Origin of the sequence: Kitasatospora sp. NPDC049258, assembly GCF_040678895.1 — a bacterium.
Classification (GTDB): Bacteria; Actinomycetota; Actinomycetes; order Streptomycetales; family Streptomycetaceae; genus Kitasatospora.
In genome coordinates this window covers 15,147-42,127 of record NZ_JBFAQT010000050.1, presented here as the reverse complement: position 1 = coordinate 42,127, position 26,981 = coordinate 15,147, and the positions used below count along the sequence as shown (strand labels likewise).

Genomic DNA, 26,981 nt, shown 5'->3' with positions numbered 1-26,981 from the left:
CAGGTCCAGCGCATCGTGATGGCCCGCAACCTGCCGTAGGGAGTGGCGGGCGCGGTGTCACCGGGCCCCCTCGGCCGCGCCGAGGGGGCCGGTCGCCCGGTCAGGGTGCCGACCGCGAACCCGCTCCCGTCGCCCCCTCGACCGGAGCCGAATCGACCGGAGCCGAATCGACCGGAGCCGAATCGACCGGAGCGGCATCGGCCGCCCGGCGCCACCCCACCCGCCGGGCCGGTACGCCCGCCCAGATCTCGCCCGGTCCGGTCGAGCGGGTCAGGACGGCGTTGGCGCCGACGATCGTCCCCGCGCCGACGGTGAGGACGCCGTTCTTGCAGATGATCTTCGCGCCCGCGCAGACCACCACCCCGTCCTCCAGCACCACCCGCCGCATCGGGCTCGCCTCCTGCGGCACCCAGGGATCGGCCCGGCCGATGGTGACGCCGTTGTACAGCGTCACGTCGGCCCCGAGCGTGGTGTACGGGTGCAGGACGGTGCCGAAGCCCCGGTGGAAGACGGTCAGTCCGGGCCCGATCTGGACGGCGGCCGGGACCTCCATCCCGTAGAGCGCGAGGGCCTCCTGGACCAGCCGCCCGAACAGGCGGTGGCGGCGGCGGTGGATGAGAGCGGTCACCAGCGACATGCCGCACAGTGTGACCCGGCGCCTTCGCGCCGGCCGGCCGGTGGCGCGCGCCGCGCCGCCGGGCCGTCAACCGGGCGCCTGCGGTGCCTACTTCGTGTCCGGCACCGGGCTGTCGTTCTTCATCGCGTCGAAGACCAGCTTGGACTTGGCCGGGTCCCACTTGACCGCGGACTCGCCGGTCGGGGTGTGGAAGTCCGGGTTGCCGATCGGCACCGTGATGCTCTTGCCCTCCCCGCCGGAGACCTCCTTCATCGCCAGGAAGAGCGAGCCGAGGTCGGTCAGGCCCGCGTCGTCGTCGACGATCAGGGTGCCCAGCCCGGAGCTGACCATGGGGTAGAAGGTGAAGGGGTTGAGCAGGGTGGCGGGGGAGGCCGCCTGCTTGGCCAGCGCGCCGAGGAACTTCTGCTGGTTGCGCATCCGCCCCAGGTCCTGGTCGGCCATCTGGTGCCGCTGCCGGACGAAGGCCAGCGACTGGGCGCCGGTCAGGGTCTGGCAGCCTGCCTTCAGGTTCAGGCCGGAGTCCTTGTCGGAGACGGCCTGCTCGATGCACATGTCCACGCCGCCGACCGAGTCCACGATGCCGACGAACCCGGCGAAGCCGATCTCGGCGTAGTGGTCGATGTGGATGCCGGTGTTGGACTCGACGGTCTGCACCAGCAGCCGGCCGCCGCCGCGGGCGAAGGCCGCGTTGATCTTGGACGTGCCGGCCGGCACGGTCTTGCCGCTGCCACTGGTGTCGGCGTGCGCCGGGATCTGCACCCAGGAGTCACGCGGGATGGACATCAGGGTGTTCCCGTTGTCCCCGATGTGCAGGATCATCATCGAGTCGCTGCGCTTGCCCTCGGCGGAGCCGGTGTGCAGCGAGTCCTCGTCCGCGTCGGAGAGCCCCGCCCGGCTGTCGGAGCCGACGATCAGCCAGTTGGTGCCCTTGCCCTCGGCGGGGCGGCCGGCGTAGCCGGCGAGCACGTTCTCGTGGTTGAGCTGCGAATCCGCCCAGAAGTACGTGCCGATGCCGGTGACCAGCAGCGTGGTGACGATTGCCAGCGCGGCCACCTTGATCTTCCGGCGGCGGGGCCAGCGCGAGCGGCCGGCGGCCGGCGGGGCCGTCGGTACGCCGGGTCCACCCGGGCCGCCGGGGCCGGCCGGCCCGCCGGGCCCCCCGGGCCCCCCGGGTCCACCGGGCGCGGGCCGGACGGGGTGCTGCCGCGGCACGGGTCTGCCGGGCGCCGCCGCCGGCGCCGCGGACGGCGCGGGGGCGCCCGTGCCGCGCGGGTTGAGCTCGGGCGGCAGCGGCGGCTCGGCCCCGGCACCGCCGTGACCGCCGCCGTAGCCCTGACCGCCCTGGGCCGCACCGCCTTGGCCCTGGCCCTGGCCGTACGCCCCGTACCCGCCGCCGCCCGGGCGGTCCTCCTGCCACGTGTTCATGTGGGGAAGGATGCCCGAAACCACCCGGGCTCAGTACGCCCGGGTCGCCTCCGGGGCCCGTTGTAGCAGAGCTGATGCAGGGCCCGGATCGTTCAGCCGGAATGTTCAGCCCGTGGAACCAACCTTGACCGTCCCGAAACGCCCGTGCTTGCATGACCGGCATGGAACAGCGACGGACCCTCACGCGGCGGCGGCACGTCGACCTGCTGCGCGTCTGTGGTGCGCTCTGTTGTGGCTGAGTCCGCGCCACCCCTCCCGCTGCGTCGAGCTCCCGCTCACCTGAGCTCCCGCTGGGCTGAGCTCCCGTTGCGCTGAGCTCCCGCTCACCTGAGCTCCCTCCTGAGCCCCGGCACCGCCGGCCGTCCCGGACGGCAGTCACCGGCGTGCCCCCGCCGGCCCACCCCCGCTTCCCGCCCGGTGCCCGCCGACCCAGGGCACCGCCCCGCCCCGAGGTGAACCCATGGCCACCGTCCTGTCCGTCTCCGGCTCCCCCTCCGCCACCTCCCGCACCACCCGCCTGCTGCGCCACGTCGACGCCCGGCTGACCGCCTACGGCCACCGGGTGATCCCGTTCGAGGTGCGCAGCCTGCCCGCCGAGGCCCTGCTGGCCGGCGACGTCTCGCACCCCGAACTGGCCCGTGCGATCGAGCTCTTCGCCCAGGCCGACGGTGTGGTGATCGGCACCCCCGTCTACAAGGCCGCCTACTCCGGCCTGCTGAAGACCCTGCTGGACGTGCTGCCGCAGTACGCGCTGCGCGGCCGGACGGTGCTGCCGCTGGCCACCGGCGGCTCCACCGCGCACGTGCTCGCGGTGGACTACGCCCTGCGCCCGGTGCTCAGCGCGATGGGCGCCGGCCACATCACCCAGGGCTGGTTCGTGCTGGACCGCCACATCTCGGTCCGTGACGACGGCTCCACCGAGCTCGAGCGGGAGACGGAAGCGCTGCTCACGCCGGTGGTGGAGGCCTTCGCGGCCGCACTGGAGCGCCGGGCCGCCCCGGCGCTGGCGGCCTGAGCCGACCGCGGTCCACGGCCCGGGAGGGTCGGTCCGGGAGCACCCCACCCGGACCGACCCTCATCCGGTTCCCCTGGTCCCCTAGGGGGAGAGCAGGGGCACCCCGTACATCTCCCGGTCAGCCGGGTTCCTCCCGACGGAGGAGGTCCCGTCCCCCTGGTACTCCTAACGTGTTCCTTATCCCCCCGCGCCACCCGATGGTGGTGCCGGCCACAGGCCGGGGACGGGTGCCAGCACCATGGTGGTGCGCCGGTCACGGCCGCCAGGCTGGGGGGCAACGGGTGGAACCATGATCAACGAGGAGAATCCAGTGACGACGGCAGCCAACGCCGTGCACGGCGCGCAGCTTTCCGGCGGCCCCGCCGCCAACGCGGCCAGTGCCCGCCAGGTGACCAAGGCGTACGGCGCCGGGGAGACCAGGGTGACGGCGCTCGACGCGGTCGACGTGGACATCGAGCGGGGGCGGTTCACCGCGATCATGGGCCCCTCGGGATCCGGCAAGTCGACCCTGATGCACTGCCTGGCCGGGCTGGACACGGTCTCCGAGGGCCGGATCTGGATCGGCGAGACGGAGATCACCGGGCTGAAGGACAAGCAGCTCACCCGGCTGCGCCGGGACAAGATCGGCTTCATCTTCCAGGCCTTCAACCTGCTCCCCACGCTGAACGCGCTGGAGAACATCACGCTGCCGATGGACATCGCCGGCCGCAAGGCCGACGCCGCCTGGCTGGACCAGGTGATCGCGACGGTTGGCCTGGCCGACCGGCTCAAGCACCGGCCGACCCAGCTCTCCGGCGGCCAGCAGCAGCGCGTCGCGGTGGCCCGGGCGCTGGCCGCCCGACCGGAGATCATCTTCGGTGACGAGCCCACCGGCAACCTCGACTCCCGCTCCGGCGCCGAGGTGCTCACCTTCCTGCGCCGCTCGGTCGACGAGCTGGGCCAGACGATCGTGATGGTGACCCACGACCCGGTCGCCGCCGGCTACGCGGACCGCGTGCTCTTCCTCGCCGACGGCGCGCTGGTCGACGACATGCACGCCCCGACCGCCGACTCCGTCCTCGAGCGCATGCGCCGTTTCGACGGCAAGCGCACCAGCTGATCCGAAGGTCGGACTCCTCCCATGCTGCTCAAGACCTCGCTCCGGAGCTTCTTCGCCCACAAGGGGCGGATGATCCTCTCGTTGATCGCCGTGGTGCTGTCGGTCGCCTTCGTCTCCGGCACCCTGGTGTTCGCCAACACCGCGACCAGCACCTTCGACAAGCTGTTCGCCTCCACCGCCTCCGACCTGTCGGTCCAGCGGCCCTCGGACAACCCCGACGGCCCCCGCCAGGGCGCCAAGACCCCCACCGTCCCGCTGGACACCGCCACCAAGCTGGCCGCCCTGCCGGGCGTCAAGAGCGCCGTCGGCCAGGTGTTCATCGAGTCGGCCACCCTGGTCGACCCGGTCGCCAACAAGGCGATCGGCCCGACCCAGGGCGCGCCCACGATCACCGGCAACTGGACAGAGACCCCGCGCAAGTCGGTCGACATCACCTCCGGCCACGTCCCGCAGGGTGCCGGTGATCTGGTGCTGGACGCGGACACCGCCAAGAAGGCCCACCTCGGCCTCGGCAGCCCGATCCGGATCATCAGCGCCGGCGGCAGCTACGACTTCACCATCGCCGGCATCGCCACCTTCCGCACCACCAACCCCGGTGCGGCGCTCGCCTTCCTGGACACCGCCACCGCCCAGAGCGACCTGATCGGCCAGAGCGCCTACACCTCGGTCGAGCTGTTCGGCGACGGCAGCCGCACCGACGAGCAGCTCAAGTCGGACGCGCTGACCGCGCTCGGCAGCGGCTTCCAGGCCAAGACCGCGGCCGAGCAGAAGGCCGACGGCGCCAAGGGCGTCGGCTCCTTCCTCGACTTCATGAAGTACGTGATGCTCGGCTTCGCCGGCATCTCGCTGCTGGTCGGCGGCTTCCTGATCATCAACACCTTCTCCATGCTGGTGGCCCAGCGCACCCGGGAGATCGGCCTGCTGCGCGCCCTCGGCGGCAGCCGCAAGCAGGTCAACCGCTCGGTGCTGGCCGAGGCGCTGATCCTCGGCCTGCTCGGCTCCACCCTCGGTCTGGCCGCCGGCCTCGGCCTCGCGGTGCTGCTGATCCAGCTGATGAAGCTGCTCGGGATGAACCTGGACGCCTCCTCGCTGGAGATCACCTGGACCGTCCCGGTGGCCTCGTACGCGGTCGGCATCCTGATCACCGTGCTGGCGGCCTGGGTCCCGGCCCGTCGTGCCAGCCGGATCTCGCCGATGGCCGCGCTGCGCGACCACGGCACCCCGGCCGAGGCCTCGGCCAACCGGATCCGCACCATCGTGGGGCTGGTGCTCACCGGCCTCGGCGCGGCCGGTCTGGCCGCGGCCGCCGCGGCGGCCAAGGCCGCCGACGGCGGGCTCCCGCTGGCCGCCGGCATCTTCCTGACCCTGGTGGGCTTCGTGGTCCTCGGCCCGCTGCTGTCCACCGGTGTGGTCCGGGTGCTCGGCGCCGCGCTGCCGGCCCTGTTCGGCCCGTCCGGCAAGCTGGCCCAGCGCAACGCGATGCGCAACCCGCGCCGTACCGGTGCCACCGCGGCGGCCCTGATGATCGGCCTGGCCGTGGTGACCGGCGCCTCGGTGGTCACCAACTCGATGGTCAGCTCGGTCACCGCCCAGATCGACAAGTCGGTGGGCGCGGACTACATCGTCACCGCCGCCGGCACCCTCACCCCGGCGATGGCCGACGCGGCCCGCCGCACGCCCGGTCTGAAGACCCTGATCGAGCAGAAGTCGCTGCCGGTCACCTTCACCACCCCGGACGGCAAGCGCACCGAGGCCGACCTCTCCGCCGCCACCGCGAACTTCACCGAGGGCTTCCGCATGCCGGTCGCCTCCGGCAAGCCCGAGGCCGCCTTCACCGGCGGGATCTCGGTGGACGAGAACTTCGCCAAGGAGCACGGCCTCAAGGTCGGCGACCCGATCACCGTGGACTACGGGCAGGGCCGCACCCAGAGCCTGCCGCTCGGGATCGTCACCCAGCTCGGCAACTCGCTCTTCGACAAGCAGTTCTTCACCTCCGTCGAGACCGTCGCGAAGGCGCTGCCGGCCGACGAACTCCCCCTGGACGTGGTGATGTTCGGCACCGCGGCCGCGGGCGCCGACAAGGCGCAGACGCTGACCGCCCTGCAGAAGTCCCTGGAGGCCTACCCGCAGGTCAAGGTGCAGGACCAGGCAGGGCTCAAGGACCTGGTGCAGAGCCAGATCAACCAGCTGCTCTACATGGTCTACGGCCTGCTCGGCCTGGCCATCGCGGTCGCCGTGCTCGGCGTGATCAACACCCTCGCCCTGTCGGTGGTCGAGCGGACCAGGGAGATCGGCCTGCTGCGGGCGATCGGCCTGTCCCGCCGCCAGCTGCGCCGGATGATCCGGCTGGAGTCCGTGGTGATCGCGGTCTTCGGTGCTCTGCTCGGCTGCGGCCTCGGCCTCGCCTGGGGCGTCACCGCCCGCAAGGTGCTCGCCGACCAGGGGCTGGACGTGCTCACCGTCCCGACCGGCACGATCGTGTTCATCCTGGCCGCCTCGGCCGTGATCGGCCTGCTGGCCGCGCTCGTCCCGGCCTTCCGGGCCGGCCGGATGAACGTCCTGGCGGCCATCGCCACCGACTGACGCACCAGCAGCACCGAACGCACCACCAGCGGGGGCCGGGCAGCACGCCCGGCCCCCGCCGCGTCCGCCCGCGGGGCGGCTGAGAGCATTCGCCCATGTCCGACACCCCACCGCTGCCGCCGGCCCCGACGTTCACCGCCGCCGACGCCGATCGGTGGCGGGCGGCCAGGGTCGGCCGGCCGCTGGCGACCCGCTGGCTGGTGCTGCTGCCCTTGCTGATCGGCGTGCTCGGGACGGTCGCCGACGGGTTGCCGACCGGCTGCCGGGGCACCGGCCTCCTGCCTCACCCCGTGGGGCGAGACGGCCTCCGGGGCGGTGGTGGCGATCGAGGCGATGGTGCTGTTCGTCCGCCCGCGCGGTCTGCTGCTGGTGCCCGCGGTCGCCGGAGCGCTGCTCTGGTTCATTCCGCAGGGGCTGCCCGACGAAGCCACCCGCTGGATCTCGCTGCTGGCGCACGGGTTGCTGTTCGCCGGCCTGCTCCGGGCCGAACTCGGCCGCCGCGCCGCCCGGCGGCAGCTCGACGCGCTGATGGGCCCGCCGGTGCCGTACCCGTGGGCCGCCGCGCACGGCCCTGGCCCGCTGCTCCACCCGTCGCGCCCGCCGCTGCTGCGGATCCTCGCCGCGCTGCTGCTGGTCCTCGCGACCGGCCTGGTCTCGGGGGCCGCCGGTCGACCACCGCCGGGTGCTGGTCAACCGGGTCGTCCTGACCGGGTGCCTGGCCTTCGTACTCCTGCGCTTCTTCGTCTGATCCCGCTGATCCCGCTGATTCCGCTGATCCCGCCAGACCGCCGCCCGAGCACGGTGCGCCGCGCTACGGGCAGCTGATCTGGGCGCCGGTCTCGGCGTTCACCGCGGGGGTGGCCGGGGCGGTCGGGGAGGGTGCCGCAGCGGGCGAGGAGGGCGGGCCGGTCGCCGGTGCCCCGGCCACCCCCCGGTAGTCGGCGCCCGCCACCACCTGGACGGTCGCCCCCTGCCCGGGTACCTGGACCAGCTCGGCCCCCGGCAGCGCGGCCGCCACCGTCCGGGCCGACCCGTCCCAGGCCGGGTCGTACCGCACGGCCGTCCTGGCCAAGGCCGTTCCGCCCGCGTTGGAGGGCGTCCCGGTGGTGGCGAAGCCAGCCGTGCGCAGATCGCCGTCCACCCGGGCACCGAGCCCCTGGATCCCGGTGCCGTTCAGCACCTGGACCCGGATCAGCCCGGGCGCCGTGGTGCCGGCCGGCACGGGGGAGGCGGACGGGAGCGGGCTCGGCCGGTCGATCAGCGGCCGGCCCTCCCGCAGCGCGTCGAACAGGGCCTTGGCGGCCGGCGCGTCCCAGAGCACGGTCGATCCCCACCCGGCGACTTGGTGGTCGACCACCGCCAGCGGCACCGTGGTGAAGTCGGCGTCGGCGGCGGACAGGCCCTTGAGCCGGGTGACCAGCTGGAGCAGGTCGTCGCTGGTCAGCTGCTCGTCGGCCTTGACCGACCGCAGCACGGTCTCGGTGACCGCGCCCAGCCGGGCCGGGTCGAGCAGGGTGCCGCTCGCGGTGGCCTGCCGCAGCAGCTGGGCCAGCAGCTTCTGCTGGCGGTGCATCCGCCCCAGGTCCGAACTGCCGTCGACATGCCGCGCCCGGACGTACTTCAGGGCGCCCGCGCCGTCCAACCGGCTGGTGCCGGCCGGCAGGTCCAGTCCCGAGTACTCGTCCTTGAGCGGCTTGGCGCTGCACACCTCCACGCCGCCGACCGCGTCCACGGCGGCGACGAAGCCGAGGAAGTCGATCTGGAGGTAGTGGTCGATCCGCAGGCCGGTGCTCTGCTCCACGGTGCGCACGGTGAGCGGGGCGCCGCCCATCCCGTACGCCGCGTTGATCCGGCCCTTGGCGGCGGCCACCTCCCGGCCGGTCGCCTGGTCCGGGTGCGCGGGGATGTCCACGTAGGAGTCGCGCGGGATGCTGACCACGGTGGCCCGGCCGCCGTGCCCGGCGAGCTGGACGATCATCATGGTGTCGGTGCAGTGGCAGGACTCGCCGCCCGCGTGCAGGTCCTCCTTCAGAGTGGATTCCGCGATGCCCTCGCGATCGTCGGTGCCGACCACCAGGAAGGTGGTCAGCCCGTCGTCCGCCGGTCGCTCGTGCTCCCCGCCGAAGGCGTTCACCCGGCCGATCGAGTCGCTGACCCCGTTCAGCATCGCCCAGCCCCCGCAGGAGGTGGCCAGCAGGACCACCGCGAGGCTGCCCGCCGTCCACTGCCCCCAGCGGCGGCGGGGCGGGCGGGCGGGTCGGCGCACGGGCGATGACGGCACCCTGTGGATCGTAGGGGCGGTCCGGAGCGGGTGGCGCACGGCGCGCCGCGCCGTCCGGGCGAAGCCGGAGGGCTGCCGCCCACGTCGCCGGGGTCGCGCGGTCGAACATCGGGGGCCCCCGCATCTGACAAGCGCGGGGCCGCGCCGGTACGGTTGGGCCCGATGAACACCAAGGCTGCTGAGGAGCTGCCGGCGGTCTCCGTGATCATGCCGGTGCTCAACGAGGAACGTCACCTCCGCACCGCTGTGCGCCGGATCCTGGACCAGGACTACGCCGGTGAGATCGAGGTGGTGATCGCGCTCGGACCGTCCACCGACCGGACCGACGAGATCGCCGCCGAACTGGTCGCCGAGGACCCCCGGGTACGCACCGTGGCGAACCCCACGGGCCGCACGCCCGCGGCGCTGAACGCCGCGATCCGCGGCTCCCGGCACCCGGTGGTGGTCCGGGTCGACGGCCACGGTCTCCTCACCCCCGGGTACATCACCACCGCGGTCCGGCTGCTCGGCGACATGGACGCGGCCAACGTCGGCGGGGTCATGCACGCCGAGGGCGAGACCGAGTGGGAGAAGGCGGTCGCCGCCGCCATGACCTCCAAGATCGGCGTCGGCAACGCGGCCTTCCACACCGGTGGACTGGCCGGCCCGGCCGAGACGGTCTACCTGGGCGTCTTCCGCCGCGAGGTGCTGGAGCGGCAGGGCGGCTACAACGAGGAGTTCATCCGCGCCCAGGACTGGGAGCTGAACTACCGCATCCGCCAGGACGGCGGCCTGATCTGGTTCAGCCCGCAGCTGCGGGTGACCTACCGGCCCCGCCCGAGCGTGCGGGCGCTGGCCAAGCAGTACCGGGACTACGGCCGCTGGCGCCGGGTGGTGACCCGTTACCACCGCGGCTCGGTCAACCTGCGCTACCTGGCGCCGCCGCTCGCGCTGGCCGCGGTGCTCGCCGGCCTGCTGCTCGGCGCCGCGGTGCACCCCGGCTTCCTGGCGGTCCCGCTCGGCTACCTGGCCGCGATCCTGGGCGGCTCGGCCGTCGAGGGCCGGGGGCTGTCCGGCAAGGCCCGGGCGCTGCTCCCGGTGGCGCTCGTGACCATGCACATGAGCTGGGGCTTCGGCTTCCTCACCTCGCCGCGCTCGCTGGCCCGCCGGGTGATCGGGAGCACCGCGCCGGCCCCGATGACCCCGGCCGCGGAGAACGGCTGACCGGCTCCCGCGATTGTGCCCCGGACGGGGTGCCCCGGGCGCTATCGTCCCCGCCATGGGGATTGCTGAGGGGGCGCGGGTGCGGGCGGACGTCCGGATCGAGACGACGGCCGACGTGGACGAGCGGGCCGAGATCGGCCCGGGGAGCACGGTCTGGCACCTGGCCCAGGTGCGCGAGCACGCGGAGATCGGGGCGGACTGCATCATCGGCCGGGGCGCCTACGTCGGCCCCGGCGTGCGGATCGGCGACCGGGTCAAGCTGCAGAACCACGCGCTGGTGTACGAGCCGGCGGTGGTCGAGGACGGCGTGTTCGTGGGCCCGGCCGCGGTGCTGACCAACGACCTCTACCCGCGCTCGGTGGACGTGGACGGCCGGCTCAAGCGCGGTGACGACTGGCACGCGCGCGGGGTGACGCTCCGGCAGGGCTGCTCGATCGGTGGCCGGGCGGTGCTGGTCGCCGGGGTGACGGTGGGCCGCTGGGCGCTGGTGGCGGCCGGCGCCGTGGTGCACCGGGACGTCCCCGACTTCGCGCTGGTCGCCGGTGTCCCGGCGCGGCGGATCAAGTGGGTCGGCCGGGCCGGCGAGCCGTTGGAGGACGCCGGTGGCGGGCGGTGGCGCTGCCCGCGCACCGGCGAGGGGTACCTCGAATCCGACGGGGTGCTGAGCCAGGCCGACTGACGGCCGGTCAGTGCGTCCCGGTCCAGCCCTGGACGCACTTGCTCTCGTCACCCTGGTGCACCGCCACGTCGGACGGCACCGCGGTGGGCACCGGGGCCGCTGCCGCCGCGGCGCCGGCCGGCTGGTAGTCCGCGCCGAGGGTGACCACCACGGTCCGCCCGCTGCCCCCGGCCGCCACCGCCGACCCGGGCAGGCCGAGCGCCGCGGCCACCGCGAGGGCGCCGTCCTTCTGGTCGGCCTGGCCGTAGCGGACGGTGCTCTGGCTGACGCTACCCGCCCCGCTGCCCGACGAGGCGTGGTACCCGAGGCCGGCCAGCTTCGTGCTGGTGTCGGCGGCGAGCCTGGCCCTGGTGGTGCCGTTGTGCACGGTGACCGTGACGGTGCCCGGGTCCACCGTGGGTGCGGCGGAGGGTGACGGCGAGGGGGAGGGCGGGGCGGCGGCCGGATCCGCGCCGCCGGTGTGGTCCTCGCTCCCGTTCAGCGTCCGGTCCGCGAGGATCAGCCGGAACAGGTCGTCCGCCCCGGGCTGGACGAACTTGGCCTTCTCCTGGAGCTCCTTCAGCGGCTCGTCGTGGGTGTACGCCATCGGCGGCTGGACGAAGGTGACTTCGGCGGGCTTGATGTTGCGCAGGCTGCCCGCCAGCGCGGCCAGCTTGGTGGTGCCCGCGATCGGGTCGTCCACGGTGATCGACCTGGTGGCGGCCTCGATCACGCCGAAGGCCTTGCCCGGGTCGAGCAGCGTGCCCTGGTCGGTGACCTTCTTCAGCAGCGCGGAGAGGAAGGCCCGCTGCATCGCGAACCGGCCTATCGCGGTGCCGTCCTGGACGGAGTGACGGGTGCGCACGAACTGCAGGCCCTGCTCGCCGCTGAGCTTGGTCGCGCCGGCCGGCAGGTCGAGGTGGGAGTCCGGGTCCTTGATCGGCTGGCAGAGGTTGACCTCCACGCCGCCGACCGCGTCGGTGAGGTCCTTGACGCCCTGGAAGTTGACCAGCAGGTAGTGGTCGATCTTGAGCTTGGTGATCGACTGCACGGTGTCCTGGACGCAGCCGGGGCCGCCGCGGCCGAGCGCCGCGTTCAGCGGCCGGTGGGCCAACGCCGGGGCGACCTTGCCGCTCGGATCGGTGCACCTGGGGTGGTCCACCAGGGTGTCCCGGGGCAGGTCGAGGGCGACGGCCGCGCGCTTGTCCGGGTAGATGTGCAGGACGATGTTGACGTCGTTGTTGCCGATGCCGGTGTTGTCCCGGTCGCCGTAGTCGCCGCCGAGGTCCTTGCGGCTGTCGGTGCCGATGATCAGGATGTTCATCGCCACCCGGCCCTCGGCGTCGGCCTGCCCGCCGGGGGGTGGGGGGTTGCCCGCCCCGAGCGGGGCGTGCTGGATGTTGGCGTCCAGGTGCCGCAGGTAGAGGTAGCCGGCGCCGCAGCCGGCCAGCACGACCGATCCGGTGGTCAGCGCGACCGGCTTGAGCCAGCGGCGGATCCCGGTGCGCGGTGCCCGGCCGCGCCGCCGGGAGCCGCCCCGGGCGGCCCGGCGGGCAGCGGCTCGACCACCGCTCGCCGCCGTGACGTCGTCCTCGCCCATGCCTGATCCCCCGCCCGCCGTTCGATACCCCGTGAGTGTTCGAACGGACAAGCTACCCGAGAGAACTCCTGGATTGCAGGTTGATCACATGACGGAAACGTTAGGGCGAAACAGGTTTGACGCTCCGTCGAACGGGCGGTCACGGACGGCAGCGGGCGCACGGCCACCCCGCGGCGCCCCGGGCGGAGCGCACGGGCGGGGCGAACGGGCCTGCGGGCGGCCGGAGTTACTTGGCGCAGACGTTGGTGTCGTCGGCCTGCACCCGCTGCAGGTCCTTCGGTGCCTCGGCCGGCGCGGCAGCCGCCCCGGCGGCCGCGCCGCCACCCAGGAAGTCCTTGCCGAGCACCACCACCAGGGAGTCCTTGGCGCCGAGTTGGGAACTCTGCTGGGCGGCGCTCGCCGGCAGCCCGAGCGCGGCCGCCAGCGCGGCGGCCTGGTCGCCCTTCCCCGCGGGGTACGAGACGGTGCTGGCCTGCGCCGCGTCGGCGTTGCTCCCGGTGGCGGCCTTGCCGAAGCCCTTGCCCTGAAGCGCCGTCACGGCCTTGGCGGCCTGCTGCGGCTGGCCGGTGCCGTTGCGCACCGTCACCCGGACCGCCGCGGCGTCCACCTGCGGAACGCTCGGCGCGGGCGGCGTGCTCGGCTCGGCCGGAGCCGCCGACCCGGCGCCGGCCGCGGCCTGGACCTCGGTCAGCGAGCGGTCGTTCGCGATCATCGAGAAGAGCTGATCGGCGTCGCCCGGCTTGAGGATCAGCCGGTCCTTGTCCTTGGGGTCGTCCAGCACCGGCACCGTGGTGAAGGTGATGTTCTTGGTGTCCACCTTGCTCAGTTCGAGCGCCAGGTCCTTGAGCTTGTCGACGCTGCCGATGCCGGAGTCCACGGTGAGTGCCTTGGTGGCGGCGTCGGCCAGGGTCCACAGCTTGGTCGGGCTGGTCAGGGTGTCACTGCTCTTGATCTTGCGGATCATCGAGCTGATGAACTGCTGCTGCAGCGGGATCCGGGTCAGGTCGCCGCCGAAGCCGACCGCGTGCCGGGTGCGGACGAAGGCCAGCGCCTCCTCGCCCTGCACCACGTGCTTGCCCTTGGTCATGCTCAGGTGCGAGTCCGGGTCGTTGATCTCCTTGGCCGCGCACACCTCGACCCCGCCGACGGCGGTGGAGAGCGTCTTCACCGCCTCGAAGTTGACCATCATGAAGTGGTCGATCCGGATCTTCGTGGCCTGTTCCACCGTCATCCAGGTGCAGCCCGGATCCCGGCCGTCCTGGCCGAGGCTGGTGTTGAACATCGCCCGGGCACTGCCGGGGATCTTCTTGGTGCCGGACTTGCACTCCGGGATCGGCACCATCAGGTCGCGCGGGATGCTCATCACCGTCGCGTTGCTGCGGTCCTTGGCGACGTGGAACAGCAGGGTGGTGTCGGCGTGCCCGGTGCTGCCCTCGTCGCCGTAGTCGCGGCCGAGGCCCTGCCGGCTGTCGGTGCCGATCACCAGGATGTTGAGCGCGTCCCCGGCCGCCTGCGGGCGCTCCGCCTCGTTGCCGAGCTGCACCTCGACCGAGCTGATGTTGCTGTTGAAGTGCTGGTAGACGTAGTACGCGCCGCCGCAGCCGGCCACCAGCACCAGCGCGGCCACGCCGGCGGTCCACTTGAGCGCCCGGCGCGGCTTGGAGCGTCCGCCCTTGCGCCGGGCGGCCCGGCCGCCGACCTCGGGGCCGCGGGGGAGCACGGGCTCCCCGGAGGGCTCCGGGCGGGGGCGGGGCAGAGGCGTCCGCGCGGGCGCGCTGCGCCCGGGCCCGGCCTGGGCCGGGACTCCGGCCGGCGGCGGCCCGTCCAGGTTCAGCCGGAACTCGCCCGTCGCCGGGTCGAGCACCCACTGGTCGGCCGGGTCGACCTCCTGGGGCAGCGGGTCCACGAAGTGGTTCGGCTGCCGGTGTCCGCTGTTCACCCCGGACACCCTAGACGAGCCGGAACGGTGGGTTGGTCACGTTGTGACAGCTGCCACATGGTCGATCCGGAGCGAACCGGGGCAAAGTGTCTGAGGTGTCTTCACATAACGTACCCATTTAGGGCGTCGGTCGGTCCGGCGACCGCCCGCCGGACCGGGGTCAGCGCGCCGCGCAGTCGTCCTGGTCGGCGGTCCGCCCTTCCAGCGGCCCGCCCGTCCCGGGGGCGCCCGTCCCGGAGGCGCCGGTGCCGGTGCCGTCGGTGCCGGAGGGCGAGTCGTCCGGGCCCGCCGGTCCGCTTCCCGATCCGCTCCCGGGTGCGCCGGGCGCGGGGGTCGGGCCGGGCGCCGCGTCCTGCGCGGCGCCGCCGGTGGGTGCGGCGCCCGGCTGCACCGTCACCGCCCGGTCCGCCCGCAGGGCCGCGAACAGCTGGTCGGTCTGCGGCTGGACGAACTCGTCCCGGTTGGCGTTGTAGCGGTAGGGCCGGCGCGGGGTGGTCAGGAAGGCGATGTCCGAGGAGTCCATCGCGCGCAGCCGCTGCGCCAGGTCGTAGAGCGCCCCGAGCCGGCTCAACCCGGGGTCGGCGGTGATCGAGGAGGTGGCCGCGTCCAGCAGCGGCCAGAGCTTGGTCGGGTTGAGCAGCACCCCCTGGGACTGCACCTTGCGGATCAACGCGGCCAGGAACTGCTGCTGGCGGCCCATCCGGTCGGTGTCGCTCCCGTTCCCCAGGCTCTCCCTGACCCGGACGTAGCCCAGCGCCTGCTCGCCGTGCAGCACCTGGCGTCCGGCCGGCAGGTCCAGCTTGGCGTCCCGGTCGTGGATCGGGGTGGCCACGCAGACCTCGACGCCGCCCACGGCGTCCACCATCCGTTTGAAGCCGGAGAAGTCGAGGATCAGGTGGTGGTCGATCCGGATCCCGCTCAGCCGCTCCACGGTACGGATGGTGCAGGCCGGGCCGCCGATCTCGAAGGCCAGGTTGAACTGGAGCAGCCCGCCCCGGGAGCGGGTGCCGTCCGGCAGGTCGCAGGGCGGCATGGTGACCATCACGTCCCGCGGGACGGAGACGGCGGTGGCCCGGCGCCCGTCGGCGGACAGGTGCAGCAGGATCACGGTGTCCGAGCGCTGCCCGCCGGTGGAGCCGTACGCGGCGTTGTCGCCGCTGCGGTCGTCGCTGCCGATCAGCAGGATGTTCTCGGCGGTGCCGGCCGGGGTGGGCCGGTCCGACTCGTGCTCCAGCAGCGGGCCGGTCACGGTGTCGGTCCTGATGTTGCCGTTCAGCTTCCGGTAGGCGAGCCAGGCCAGCGTGCCGCCGACCAGCAGCAGCCCGGCGAGCAGCCCGGCGGTCAGCGCCAGCCAGTGGCGCCGCAGGAACGGGCGGCGCCCCTCGCCCTCGCGGGTCGGGGGGCGCTCGCCGTCCTCCTCCTCCACTGCCATCGCGGGGATCCGTACCCCCGGGTGGCGGCGAGGATCAGCTCAGCCGCAGAGTCACCCGTTCGGATTCGATCCGCTTCTCCCACTGATCGGCCGTCAGCTGCTCGGAGTTGCGGCACAGCACGACCGAGGCACCGGCGGCCAGCGGTGCCAGCAGCCCCGCCTCCAGGCCGGCCCAGTCGTCGTACGAGAGGGTGCTCAGCACCCGGTCGCCGGGGCCGAGGCCGAGCCGGGCGGCGCCGGCCCGGGCCAGCTCGACGGTCTGCTCGCCGGTCAGCTTGAGCGGCAGCCCCTCGGTGCTGGTCTCCAGCGCCTGGGCCTGCGGGTCCACCGGTGAGTACGGCGCGAACCGGTCACCCTGGCCGGGCACCTCGGCGGCGTAGTCGAGGAAGCCGTCCGGGCGCTGCGGGAAGCGGCCGCCCAGCGGGCGCAGCGCCAGCGCCACCCGTTCGCCGGTACAGGCCTCGGCGGCCGCGAGCCCGTCCGGACCGCTGACCACCAGGTCGGTGGTGGCCGGGTCACCGCGGGGGATCACGGTGACCCCGACGGACCAGCAGGCCAGCAGCCAGACGGCGGTCTGCCAGTGGGCGGGCAGCAGTAGCGCGGCCCGGTCCTCGGGCCCCGCGTTCAGCTCGTCCTGGAGCAGGTTCGCGGTCTTGGCCACCCAGTTGTCGAAGGTCTTCGCGGACAGCTCGACGCGTTCGCCGGTCGAGTCGTCGTAGAAGGTGACCAGGGGGCGGGAGGAGTCGGCATCGGTGGCCCCGGGGCGCAGATAGGCGTTCAGCAGCTCGGCGGGGGTGCGGGCGTCGGCAGCGAAAGGCGCAGTCATGGTGCGGTCCAGCCTACGGCCTCCCGGCGGTCCGCCGGGAGGGTGATCGCAGGGGGTGGTCGACGTGGCGTCAGGAGTGATTTGCCGTCAATATCCGTTTTATGCGTTTTACATACTTAGCTTCTCTCGCCATCGGGTCCACCGCGCTCCTCCTGCTCCAGCCCGTGGCCGCCGGCGCCGACGCGCCGCCGAGCCAGGGCCGAGCGACTCCGGGCGGGGTCACGACCCTTTCCCTGACCGCCGAGCAACGCTCCGCCGTCGCCGACCACACCCTCGCCGCACAGTCCACCAAGCCCTTCTCGATGGTCGGGGTGAGCTGGGACGACCCCGCCGCGCAGCTCAAGGGCACCGTCCAGGTCCGCACCCGGGCCGCGGGCACCGGGCGCTGGAGCGGCTGGCTCGACCTGTCCACCGATGCGGACGACCGCCCCGACGAGCCGACCGGGCGCGGGTCGACGGCGCCGCTCTGGGTCGGCCCGAGCAACGGCGTCGCCGTCCGGGTCCGGGGTGAGGGCCACCCGCTGCCGACCGGCCTGCGGGTCGAGCTGGTCGACCCGGGCAACTCGCCCGCCGCCGACCAGGGCCTGCCGGTCGCCGAGGGGGGCGCCGCCTCCGCCGACCGCGCCCTGCCCTCGGTCGACCACCCCGGCCCCCGGCCCGGCATCGTCACCCGTTCGGGCTGGGGTGCCGACGAGTCCATCCGGGAGCCCGGATTCGTCTACACCGGGACGGTCAAGGCCGTCTTCGTCCACCACACCGACACCGCCAACAACTACGCCTGCACCGACAGCGCCAAGATCATCCGTTCCATCTACCTCTACCACGTGCAGAGCAACGGCTGGCGGGACATCGGCTACAACTTCCTGGTCGACCGCTGCGGCACCATCTTCGAGGGCCGGGCCGGCGGGGTGATCCAACCGGTGCTGGGCGCCCACACCCTGGGCTTCAACACCGACACCTCGGGCGTCGCCGCGATCGGCAGCTTCGGCTCCGCCTCGGCGCCGCAGGCCCAGCAGGACGGCATCGTCAAGATCGCCGCCTGGAAGCTCGGCCTCACCGACCAGGACGCCGCCGGCTCGACCACCCTGGTCTCCGCCTCCGACGGCAGCCGCTACAAGAAGGGCACCTCGGTCGGCTTCAAGACGATCTCGGGCCACCGGGACGCCTTCGCCACCGAGTGCCCGGGCGACACCCTCTACAACAGCCTCGGCGACATCCGCACCAGGGCGGCCCACCTCCAGGGCCGCTGATCCGCCCGGGCCGCCGGGCGTATGGTTCCTGTGGCCCGACCCCCGGGCGGCGGAAGAGGTGACGGGCGATGCCGGGCACGGAGCGGCGGTGGCGGCCGGGATTCCCGGTCGACCTGCCGAGGATCCTCTTCCCGCTGCGCCGCGGCCCGGCCGACCCCGCGTTCCGGAGCACCGCGGACGGTGCCTTCTGGCGGGCCTCCCGCACCCCGGACGGGCCCGGCACCCTCCGGATCGCGGCGGCCGGCGGCGAGGTCGCGGCGCGGGCCTGGGGTCCGGGCGCCGGGTGGCTGCTGGCGCGGCTGCCCGAGCTGCTCGGCGCGGCCGACGACCCGGCCGCGCTGGTGCTGCCGCCCGGCCCGCTGCGGGAGGTCCAGCGCACCCATCCGGGGCTGCGGATCGGCCGGACCGGGCTGGTGATGGAGTCGCTGGTCCCCGCCGTGCTGGAGCAGAAGGTCACCACCGACGAGGCGTACCGGGCCTGGCGCACCCTGCTGCGCGATTTCGGCACCCCCGCGCCCGGTCCGGCCGAGGGGATGCGGGTCGCCCCCTCGGCCCGGGAGTGGGCGCTGATCCCGAGCTGGGAGTGGCACCGGGCCGGGGTCGACCCGAAGCGCTCGGCGACCGTGGTGCGGGCCGCCCGCCTGGCGGCCCGGCTGGAGGAGGCCGCCGGCTTCGAGCCGCCCGAGGCCTTCGCCCGGCTCACCGCCGTGCCCGGCATCGGCCGCTGGACGGCGGCGGAGACCCTGCAGCGCAGCAACGGCGACCCGGACGCGGTCTCGGTCGGCGACTTCCACCTCCCCAACCTGGTCGGCTGGGCACTGGCCGGCCGACCCCGCAGCGACGACGAGCAGATGCTGGCCCTCCTGGAGCCCTACCGCCCGCACCGCCACCGGCTCTGCCGCCTGCTCCTGCTCTCCGGCGCCCGGGCCCCGCGCTACGGCCCCCGGCTCACCCCCAACGATCACCGCGGCAGGTAGCGCGCCCCGGTGGCGGTCGTCAGCGGACGGTGACGAAGGGCTCGGCACCGCGCGGGGCGCGGTGCCGGGGGGCCTCGGCCGGGCGGCCGACCGCGACGGCGCCCATCGGGTCCCAGCCGGCCGGCAGGTCGAGCACCCCGCGGACGGTGTCGCGGCAGAACATCGTGGACGAGACCCAGGCCGACCCGTAGCCCTCGCCGGCCAGTGTGACCAGCAGGTTCTGCACGGCGGCGCCGATCGCCACGGTGAACATCTCGCGCTCGGCGGCGGCCCGCCGGGCGTCCGGGTAGTCGTGCGAGCCGTCCATCACCAGGCAGGGCACCACCAGGTAGGGCGCGTCGCGCAGCACGTCGCCCCGGGCGGTCCGGCGGGCGATCTTCTCCTCGTCCCAGCCGTCCAGCTCGTGCAGGTCGCGCCGCCAGGCGGCGAGCATCGCGTCCAGCAGCGCGGTCCGCGCCTCGGCGCCCTCCAGCAGCACGAACCGCCAGGGTGTGGTGTGGTGCGGCGCGGGGGCGGTGACGGCGGCGGCGACGGCGCGGCGGACGGCGGCCGGATCGACCGGTTCGGCGGTGAACGAGCGGATGGTGCGGCGCAGGGTCACGGCCTCGCGGACGGCCTCCGAGGTGCCGAGCCGGAACATGTCGTCGGCGGGGGAGCGGACCATCGCCCGCGCGCCCTCGCCGTCCTCGGCGGTGACCAGGGCGGCCAGGCCGCGCACCACCGCGACCGGGGTGCCGGTGGCCTTGCCCTTCACCAGGTCGGCGGCGGCGGCGAGTTCGTCGGCGGTGGCGGTGACGGTCATCGCCAGCTGGTTGCCGTGGCTGTCGGTCCGGCCCCGGTGGTCCTCCAGCACCGGCAGGCCGGCCGCGCCGATGGCGACATCGGTGAGGCCGTTGCGCCAGGGGCGGCCGAAGGTGTCGGTGATCAGCACGGCGAGCCGGCGGCCGGTCAGCTGCTGGAGCCGGGCGCGCAGGGCGCGGGCCGAACCGTCCGGGTCCTCGGGCAGCAGCAGCACGGTGCCGGGCGCGGTGTTGGAGGCGTCGACGCCGGCGGCGGCCATCACCAGGCCGTTGCGGTTCTCCACGATCCGGGTCGCGCCGCGCCGGGCGACCACCCGGACGGTCTCCGCGTCGATCGCGGCCTCCCGGTCGTCGGCCCGCAGCAGCCGGCCCTCGGCCTTGCTGACGATCTTCGAGGTGACCAGCAGGATGTCGCCGTCCTCGAATCCGCCGGCCTTGGCGATCAGTTCGGCCAGGTCGGCGCCGGCGCCGATCTCCGGCAGCCCGTGCACCGGCAGGACGCCGATCACGACCGGACCTCCTCGGCCAGCGCCAGCGCCGCCCGGGCCATCGCGGCGGTGGCCGCGACGTCCGTCATCAGCAGCGGGACGGCCCGGCAGCGGATGCCGGCCTCCTCGACCCCGGCCACCGCACCCTGGTCGGCGGTGTCCACCAGCCAGCCGTCCAGCAGCCCGGAGCCGTAGTGCCGGGCCACCGCCTCGGCCGTGCTGTCGACCCCGACGGCGGCCAGCACCTTGTCGGCCATGCCCCGGACGGGGGCGCCGCCGATGATCGGGGAGAGCCCGACCACGGGCGCGGGGGCCTCGGCGACCGCGCGCCGCACGCCGGGCACGGCCAGGATGGTGCCGATGCTCACCACCGGGTTGGACGGCGGCAGCAGGATGACGTCCGCCGCGGCGATCGCCTCCAGCACGCCTGGGGCCGGCGCGGCGGTGTCGGCGCCCACCGGCACGATCGCCTCGGCCGGCACGGCGGCGTGCAGCCGGACCCAGTACTCCTGGAAGTGGACCGCCCGGGTGCCGGCCCCGTCGGTGATCCGGACATGGGTCTCCACCCGGTCGTCGCTCATCGGGATCAGCCGCACGCCGGGCTGCCAGCGGTCGCAGAGCGCCTCGGTGACGGCGCTCAGCGGGTAGCCGGCGGCCAGCATCTGGGTACGCACGATGTGGGTGGCGAAGTCCCGGTCGCCGAGGCCGAACCACTCCGGGCCGACCCCGTAGGCCTTCATCTCCTCCTTGACCGACCAGGTCTCCTCGGCCCGGCCCCAGCCCTGCTCCTCGTGGATCCCGCCGCCGAGGGTGTACATCACGGTGTCCAGGTCGGGGCAGACCTTCAGCCCGAACAGATGGATGTCGTCACCGGTGTTGCCGATGACCGTGATCTCGTCGCCCGGGGCGACGACCTCCTTGAGCCCGCGCAGGAAGCGCGCCCCACCGATTCCGCCTGCCAGTGCCACGATGCGCATGGCCCCATCCTGCCAGGCGGCCCGGTGGCGACCCGTCAGGCCTGCGGCTGGCGCTGGTGCTGCTGGGGCTGCTGCTCGTGCCGGTGCTCGGGGACGACCGCGCCGCCGTACTGGTTCATCTCCACCAGCCCGGGCGTGTAGAGGTGGATGGAGACGGCCGGCTCCAGCGCGCCGTTGACCACCTCGTGCAGGTACCCGGCGGAGAACACCCGCTGCCGGCCGGTCGCCAGCACCCGGCTGCCCTCGCCCGCGTCCGTCAGCGAACGCTCGACCAGCTCGCCCTGGACGACCGTCATCACCCCGGCCGACCGGCCGTGGTCGTGGAAGCCGCTGCTCTGCCCGGGCAGCCAGCTGAGCAGCCAGACCTCGTAGCCGGGGCCGGTCTCCAGCCGCGCGTACCAGCGGGTGAGGGCGTCGTAGCGGACCAGCGGGGCCCAGCGGTCGCGGTCGGCGGCGATCTCCCGGACCAGGCGCGCGTAGCCGGCCACCGTGGTCGGGTGCGCCGGCAGGTCGGTGCGGGCGAGGTGCGGGAAGGCCAGCGGGTCGCCGGCGATGGAGACGTCGCTCAGACCGTCGGCCCAGCGGGCGGACGTGCCGGGGAGGGAACGCAGGGAAAGCTTGGCGCGGTCCCGATTGCGCTTGCGGATACGGGGCATTCGCACGGTCGATAGTCCTTGGATCGGCTGGTTCGGCGGGGATTCAGCCGGGTCCGCGGAGCTTTCGAGGGGGACTGTCTCGCGGGCGGCCTCTGGCTTACCTGGGCGGCGCGCGGTGGGACGCGAGCGCCTAGATACAGCGGGAACAGAGGCGACAGGAGAGCGAGCTCGCGGCACGACGGAGCGCGGCCTGGCGGCGGCTCCGGTGGACGGCGAACTCTGACATGGGAGCAAGGAGACCGCAAGAGAGGCGAGAGTGTCAACCCGAGCGGACGGACATTCAGGTCACATCCCGACTGAACCACCGGATGGGGTGATAAATCACCCTCTAGGTTTCGATGCGAAGATCGCCGGGAAGGCAGCCGGGTGACCCGGCAACCGCACTCGGGCCGCACGCGTCCCTCCTGTCGGAAGGAGGGCCGTTCCGGTCAGCGTTGACGGTGCGTCGACCCGCAAGTGGTTCTGGGGCGATCTGCCAACAGCTGCTACGAATGTCCGGGTTGTCCGGATATGTACACTATTCGTAACAGCTTGGTTCCGGGGAGTGAATCCTTGGCCCAATACCAGAGCTCGGCTTGACTGGGCCAGAGTGACGCAACTGTAATTTCACTCGTGTCGTTCCGCCGCTCCAGGCAACGGCAACACCACGGGGACGCCAAGAGGGGCAGAGGAGGCGCGCCAGATGAGCGAGCTCTTTGAGCTTTTGATCGGTGACGGCATCGAAGAGGAAGAAGAGGAACTCGGCTGGCAGGAGCGCGCGCTGTGCGCCCAGACCGACCCTGAGTCCTTCTTCCCCGAGAAGGGCGGCTCCACCCGCGAGGCCAAGAAGGTCTGCCTCGCCTGCGAGGTCCGGGCCGAGTGCCTGGAGTACGCGCTCGCCAACGACGAGCGGTTCGGCATCTGGGGCGGCCTCTCCGAGCGGGAGCGCCGCCGACTCAAGAAGAGCGCGGTCTGACCCCCGCCCGGACCCCCGGGCGGCGGCCCTGGGCCCCCCACCCGTGGCAGCGCCTCACCTGAGCGGTGGGGCGCTTCTCCATGCCCGTACTCCTTTCCCAGCCACATCTTCACCAGGACCGGGGGCATCGCGGCCATCCAGAGCCGTTAGTGTGGTGCGCCATCCGGATGTCCGGCATCCGGCATGCGCAACCGCCACCCGCGTTCGGACCGACGGCCCGCCCGGATGGCACTGCGACACCAACCGCCCTCCCACCGGAACCGGGGCCCGCGCACTCGATGACCGTCTACAGCCACCAGAGCGGCTTCGCCGCCGCCAGGCCGCCCGCGTACCCGCGCCACCTCGTCACCGCCGTGATCGTCTCGCACGACGGTGCCCGCTGGCTCCCGCAGGCGCTGGCCGGACTGCTCGGCCAGGACCGCCAGGTGCAGCGCATCCTCGCCGTCGACACCGGGTCCACCGACACCTCCCCGCAGCTGCTCCAGGACACCCTCGGCGACTGGCTCCCCGAGAGCGGCCCGCTGGTCCTCGGCCGCCGCACGGGCTTCGGCACCGCCGTCGGCCAGGCCGTGTTCAACAGCCCGCCGCTGCGCCCCGAGGACCTCCCGTACAGCCTGGACCCGTCCGGCTACGACCCGGTCACCGGTGGCTGGGACGACTACGGCGACCCGCTCGGCCACGAGGACGACCTCGGCCGCGGCGGCCCGCGCGAGACCCGCCCGGTCGAATGGCTCTGGCTGCTGCACGACGACTGCGAGCCGCAGACCGACGCCCTGCGCCGGCTGCTCCAGGTCGCCGACTCCACCCCGACCGCCGCCGTGGTCGGCCCCAAGCTGCGCAGCTGGTACGACCGCCGGCAGCTGCTGGAGGTCGGCGTCACGATCGCCCGCTCCGGCCGCCGCTGGACCGGGCTCGACCGCCGCGAGCAGGACCAGGGCCAGCACGACCAGGTCCGCCCGGTGCTGGCGGTCTCCTCCGCCGGCATGCTGGTCCGCCGGGACGTCTTCGAGGAGCTCGGCGGCTTCGACAAGGCGCTCCCGCTGATGCGCGACGACACCGACTTCTGCTGGCGGGTCAACGCGGCCGGCCACCGGGTCGTGGTCGCCCCGGACGCGGTGCTGCGGCACGCCGAGGCGGCCAGCCGCGAGCGCCGCGCCATCGACTGCGGCCCCGACCACCCGCACCGGGTCGACAAGGCCGGCGCGGTCTACACCCTGCTCGCCAACACCCGCCGCGCGCTGCTCCCGTACATGCTGCTGCGGCTGGTGCTCGGCACCCTGCTGCGGGTGGGGACCAACCTGGTCGGCAAGGACCCGCGGCAGGCCTTCGACGAGCTGGCCGGCCTCGGCCACGAGCTGATCCGGCTGCCCCGGCTGCTGCTCGCCCGCAAGCGCCGCAAGCGCACCCGCTCGGCCGACGCCGGCGACGACCGCAGCCTCTTCCCCGCCCCCGGCGCCACCGCCCGGCTCGCCGTCGAGCAGATGATCAGCTCGCTGGGGATCGGCGGCAGCGAGGACCCGGGCGCCGGTCGGCACGGCTCGGTCGAGTCCGGGCCCGGCGACGACGACGCCGACGACCTGGTGGTCGAGCAGTTCACCCTGCTCAAGAAGCTCGTCAAGCGCCCCGCGCCGCTGCTGTTCACCGCGCTCCTGCTGTTCGCCCTGGTCGCCTGCCGCGGCCTGATCGGCTCCGGGCTGCTCCAGGGCGGCGCCCTGCTGCCCGCCACCGACGGCGCGGCCGGCCTGTGGCGGATGTACGCGGACTCCTGGCACCCGGTCGGCAGCGGCTCCACCGCGACCGCGCCGCCGTACCTGGCGGTGCTCTCGGTGCTGTCCTGGGCGCTGTTCGGCCATGCCGACCTCGCGGTGACCCTGCTGGTGGTGCTCTCCATCCCGCTCGCGGCGGTCAGCGCCTACCTGGTCTCCCGCCCGCTGATCGAGTCCAAGCTGGTCCGGGCCTGGGCCAGCGCCAGCTACGCGCTGCTCCCGGCCGCCACCGGCGCCCTCGCCCAGGGCCGGATCGGCACCGCGGTGCTCGCCGTGCTGCTCCCGCCGCTGGCCCGCGCCGCGGCGATCAGCGCCGGCCTCGGCATCCGCAAGGAGACCGCCGCCAAGGGCGCCCGCCCCGGCTGGCGGTCGACCTGGATGACGGCCCTGATGCTCGTCCTTTGCACCGCCTTCGTCCCGCTCGCCTGGGCCATCGCCGTCCCGCTCTGCCTGGCCGCGCTGGCCTTCGCGGTGGTCCGCGGCGGCGCGTACGGCTCCGGCGGCGAGGCACTGCGGCTGCTCGGGCTGCGGGTGCTGGTGATCCTCGGGGTGCCCGTGCTGGTGCTCGCCCCCTGGTCGCTGCAGGTGCTCGCGCACCCCTCGCGGCTGCTGCTGGAGGCGGGGGTGGCCGGATTCAACGGCCCGTCCGCCACCTCCCTGGGCCTGGTCCTGGTCAACCCCGGCGGCGCCGGGGTGCCGCCGGTCTGGCTCTCGGTCGGCGTGGTGCTGGCCGCCCTGGCCGCGCTGCTGCGCGCCGACCGGCGGCGCGCGGTGCTCGCCGCCTGGGGCGCGGCCGGCGCCGGCCTGGTGTTCTCGGTCGCGGTGGCCGGCACCGCCGTCACCCCGGCCTCCGGCGGGCCCGCCGCGGCCGCCTGGGCCGGCCCGGCCACCCTGCTCACCGGTGTCGCCCTGCTGGCCGCCGCCGCGATCGGCGCCGACGGCGCCAACGCCCGGGTCTCCGGCATCGCCTTCGGCTGGCGCCAGCCGCTCGCCGCGGTGGTGGTCCTCAGCGCCGTCCTGGCGCCGCTGGGCACCGCCGTCTGGTGGGCCGTCACCGGGGCCCACGGCCCGCTGACCCGCACCGCCCAGGCCCAGGTCCCGGCCTTCATCGCCGAGGAGGCGAGCACCTCCGACCGGGCCCGCACCCTGGTGCTGGCCGGCCCCGCCGACGCCTCCTCGGTCTCCTACGCGCTGGTCCGCGGCTCCGGCCTGACGCTCGGCCAGGCCGAGGGCACCGTGGACGCGGGCACCGCCGGCGACCTCACCAAGCTGACCAGCCAGCTGCTGGCCGGCTCCGGCGGCGACCAGGCGGCCGCGCTGGCCGGCTACGGCGTCGAGTACATCGAGACCAAGGACCCGATCACCGCCAAGGTCCGGGACGTGCTGGACACCACCCCCGGCCTGACCAGGCTCAACCAGGGCAACGGCATCGCGCTCTGGCAGGTCACCGGGGCGGCCGGGGCCCGGGCGGTGCTGACCGACCCCAAGGGCCTCCCGGTGCCGCTCGCCTCCGGGGTGCACGACATCTGGACCGAGCTGCCGGCCGGGTCGGCCGGCCGCCAGCTGCGCCTCGCCGAGCAGGCCGACCCCAGGTGGCAGGCCACGCTGGACGGCAAGCCGCTGGAGGCGGTCACCCTGGACGGCTGGGCGCAGGGGTTCAAGCTCCCCGCCGAGGGCGGCCGGCTCGACGTGACCCGCGAGTCGAACCTGGTGCACACCGGCTGGATCGCGCTGCAGCTGCTGCTCGGCCTCACCGTCCTGGTGCTGGCCCTGCCCGGCCGCCGCAACCACAACGACGACGACCTCCCCGAGGAGGTCGCCGCCGCCCAGGCGCTGGCCGCCGCCGTCCAGGCCCAGGCACCCGCCCCGGGCAGCCGCCGGGCCCGCCGGATGGCCGAGCGCGGCGAGGGCGAGGGCGAGGGCGAGCCGGAGGGCGGCGTCTACGCCGCCGGGATCCCGGCACAGACCACCGGTGAGCCGGAGCCGGTCGAGGAGTTCACGCCCGCCGCCGAGCAGTACGCGGACCCGTACCAGGCCGATCCCTACCAGGCCGACCAGTACCGGAGCGACCCGTACCAGGGGGCGCCCTACCAGGACGGCGAGCAGTACCAGGACGGCCGCTACCAGGAGGACCCGTACGGCTACCAGGGCTACCCCGAGCAGCAGCCGGCCGGCAGCCCGTACGCCCCCCAGGCCGGGCAGCCCGGCGCCGACGGCCCGTACGCCCAGCCGCAGTACCCCGACCAGTACGCCCCGTACGGCTACGACCAGTACGCCGGCTACCCGAACGCGCCCGAGCAGCAGCCCTGGGCACCCGACGGGACCCAGCCGTACCCGCAGGCGTACCCCGAGGGCACCGACCCCTACGGCAACGGCGGTCACCCGCACCACCACGGATCGGGGAGCTGACCCGG

The 26,981-nt window shown here is 74.1% G+C and carries 21 protein-coding genes; 11 read left to right on the top strand and 10 right to left on the bottom strand.

Annotated elements, in window-relative coordinates:
- Positions 1-100 precede the first annotated feature (100 nt).
- Together AB0K43_RS28360 and AB0K43_RS28355 are read right to left on the bottom strand one after the other, a co-directional pair.
- Positions 101-637 (bottom strand): hypothetical protein, encoded by a 537-nt coding sequence (locus tag AB0K43_RS28360; protein ID WP_363644676.1) that lies wholly within the window; start codon positions 635-637, stop codon positions 101-103.
- 87 nt (positions 638-724) lie between these two features.
- Positions 725-2,062 carry an LCP family protein gene (locus AB0K43_RS28355; RefSeq protein WP_363644674.1) on the bottom strand — a complete coding sequence of 446 codons (1,338 nt, stop codon included), beginning with the start codon at positions 2,060-2,062 and terminating at the stop codon, positions 725-727.
- Between the two features lie 152 nt (positions 2,063-2,214).
- On the opposite strand from AB0K43_RS28355, the gene AB0K43_RS28350 reads away from it, so the two are divergent.
- From AB0K43_RS28350 to AB0K43_RS28330, 5 genes are all read left to right on the top strand, one after another.
- A complete protein-coding gene (locus tag AB0K43_RS28350; protein WP_363644678.1) occupies positions 2,215-2,301 on the top strand; it encodes a putative leader peptide in 87 nt (28 codons plus the stop codon).
- A gap of 221 nt (positions 2,302-2,522) precedes the next feature.
- The gene (ssuE, locus tag AB0K43_RS28345; RefSeq protein ID WP_363644672.1) at positions 2,523-3,077 is read left to right on the top strand and encodes an NADPH-dependent FMN reductase; all 555 of its coding nucleotides are present in this window, start codon (positions 2,523-2,525) and stop codon (positions 3,075-3,077) included.
- A 310-nt stretch (positions 3,078-3,387) separates the two neighbouring features.
- Positions 3,388-4,176 carry an ABC transporter ATP-binding protein gene (locus tag AB0K43_RS28340; protein ID WP_363644670.1) on the top strand — a complete coding sequence of 263 codons (789 nt, stop codon included), beginning with the start codon at positions 3,388-3,390 and terminating at the stop codon, positions 4,174-4,176.
- A 21-nt stretch (positions 4,177-4,197) separates the two neighbouring features.
- Positions 4,198-6,759: an FtsX-like permease family protein gene (locus AB0K43_RS28335; RefSeq protein WP_363644668.1), complete on the top strand. Its 2,562-nt coding sequence runs from the start codon at positions 4,198-4,200 to the stop codon at positions 6,757-6,759.
- Positions 6,760-7,074: 315 nt separating this feature from the next.
- The gene (locus AB0K43_RS28330; protein ID WP_363644666.1) at positions 7,075-7,584 is read left to right on the top strand and encodes a hypothetical protein; all 510 of its coding nucleotides are present in this window, start codon (positions 7,075-7,077) and stop codon (positions 7,582-7,584) included.
- On the opposite strand, the gene AB0K43_RS28325 is transcribed toward AB0K43_RS28330, so the two are convergent.
- Positions 7,571-9,040 carry an LCP family protein gene (locus AB0K43_RS28325; RefSeq protein WP_363644664.1) on the bottom strand — a complete coding sequence of 490 codons (1,470 nt, stop codon included), beginning with the start codon at positions 9,038-9,040 and terminating at the stop codon, positions 7,571-7,573. The two genes, AB0K43_RS28330 and AB0K43_RS28325, sit on opposite strands and share 14 nt — an antisense overlap.
- A gap of 162 nt (positions 9,041-9,202) precedes the next feature.
- Between AB0K43_RS28325 and AB0K43_RS28320 the strand changes: the two genes are divergently transcribed.
- Positions 9,203-10,243, top strand: a complete 1,041-nt coding sequence (locus tag AB0K43_RS28320) for a glycosyltransferase family 2 protein (RefSeq protein WP_363644662.1) — start codon at positions 9,203-9,205, stop codon at positions 10,241-10,243.
- Between the two features lie 55 nt (positions 10,244-10,298).
- Complete coding sequence (locus AB0K43_RS28315) at positions 10,299-10,922, top strand: DapH/DapD/GlmU-related protein (protein ID WP_363644660.1); 624 nt, start codon at positions 10,299-10,301, stop codon at positions 10,920-10,922.
- A gap of 7 nt (positions 10,923-10,929) precedes the next feature.
- Here AB0K43_RS28315 and AB0K43_RS28310 read toward each other — a convergent pair whose 3' ends face one another.
- From AB0K43_RS28310 to AB0K43_RS28295, 4 genes are all read right to left on the bottom strand, one after another.
- A complete protein-coding gene (locus AB0K43_RS28310) occupies positions 10,930-12,501 on the bottom strand; it encodes an LCP family protein (protein ID WP_363644658.1) in 1,572 nt (523 codons plus the stop codon).
- Positions 12,502-12,727: 226 nt separating this feature from the next.
- A complete protein-coding gene (locus AB0K43_RS28305) occupies positions 12,728-14,440 on the bottom strand; it encodes an LCP family protein (protein ID WP_363644656.1) in 1,713 nt (570 codons plus the stop codon).
- A gap of 160 nt (positions 14,441-14,600) precedes the next feature.
- Positions 14,601-15,872, bottom strand: a complete 1,272-nt coding sequence (locus tag AB0K43_RS28300) for an LCP family protein (protein WP_363644654.1) — start codon at positions 15,870-15,872, stop codon at positions 14,601-14,603.
- Between the two features lie 34 nt (positions 15,873-15,906).
- Positions 15,907-16,698: a TIGR03089 family protein gene (locus tag AB0K43_RS28295; RefSeq protein ID WP_363644652.1), complete on the bottom strand. Its 792-nt coding sequence runs from the start codon at positions 16,696-16,698 to the stop codon at positions 15,907-15,909.
- A 101-nt stretch (positions 16,699-16,799) separates the two neighbouring features.
- Between AB0K43_RS28295 and AB0K43_RS28290 the strand changes: the two genes are divergently transcribed.
- Entirely contained in the window at positions 16,800-17,948 is a 1,149-nt protein-coding gene (locus AB0K43_RS28290; RefSeq protein ID WP_363644650.1) for a peptidoglycan recognition protein, read from the top strand.
- Between the two features lie 68 nt (positions 17,949-18,016).
- The gene (locus AB0K43_RS28285; protein WP_363644648.1) at positions 18,017-18,925 is read left to right on the top strand and encodes a DNA-3-methyladenine glycosylase 2 family protein; all 909 of its coding nucleotides are present in this window, start codon (positions 18,017-18,019) and stop codon (positions 18,923-18,925) included.
- Positions 18,926-18,944: 19 nt separating this feature from the next.
- On the opposite strand, the gene AB0K43_RS28280 is transcribed toward AB0K43_RS28285, so the two are convergent.
- From AB0K43_RS28280 to AB0K43_RS28270, 3 genes are read right to left on the bottom strand one after another with little or no spacing between them, the layout of a single operon-like run.
- Positions 18,945-20,234, bottom strand: a complete 1,290-nt coding sequence (locus tag AB0K43_RS28280) for a coenzyme F420-0:L-glutamate ligase (protein WP_363644646.1) — start codon at positions 20,232-20,234, stop codon at positions 18,945-18,947.
- A complete protein-coding gene (cofD, locus tag AB0K43_RS28275; RefSeq protein WP_363644644.1) occupies positions 20,231-21,190 on the bottom strand; it encodes a 2-phospho-L-lactate transferase in 960 nt (319 codons plus the stop codon). The genes AB0K43_RS28280 and cofD overlap by 4 nt, the downstream gene beginning before the upstream one ends.
- Positions 21,191-21,225: 35 nt before the next feature.
- Entirely contained in the window at positions 21,226-21,852 is a 627-nt protein-coding gene (locus tag AB0K43_RS28270) for a cysteine dioxygenase family protein (protein WP_363644642.1), read from the bottom strand.
- 676 nt (positions 21,853-22,528) lie between these two features.
- Between AB0K43_RS28270 and AB0K43_RS28265 the strand changes: the two genes are divergently transcribed.
- Both AB0K43_RS28265 and AB0K43_RS28260 read left to right on the top strand, forming a co-directional pair.
- The gene (locus tag AB0K43_RS28265) at positions 22,529-22,801 is read left to right on the top strand and encodes a WhiB family transcriptional regulator (protein WP_350642958.1); all 273 of its coding nucleotides are present in this window, start codon (positions 22,529-22,531) and stop codon (positions 22,799-22,801) included.
- 278 nt (positions 22,802-23,079) lie between these two features.
- A complete protein-coding gene (locus AB0K43_RS28260; RefSeq protein WP_363644639.1) occupies positions 23,080-26,976 on the top strand; it encodes a glycosyltransferase in 3,897 nt (1,298 codons plus the stop codon).
- Positions 26,977-26,981: the final 5 nt, after the last annotated feature.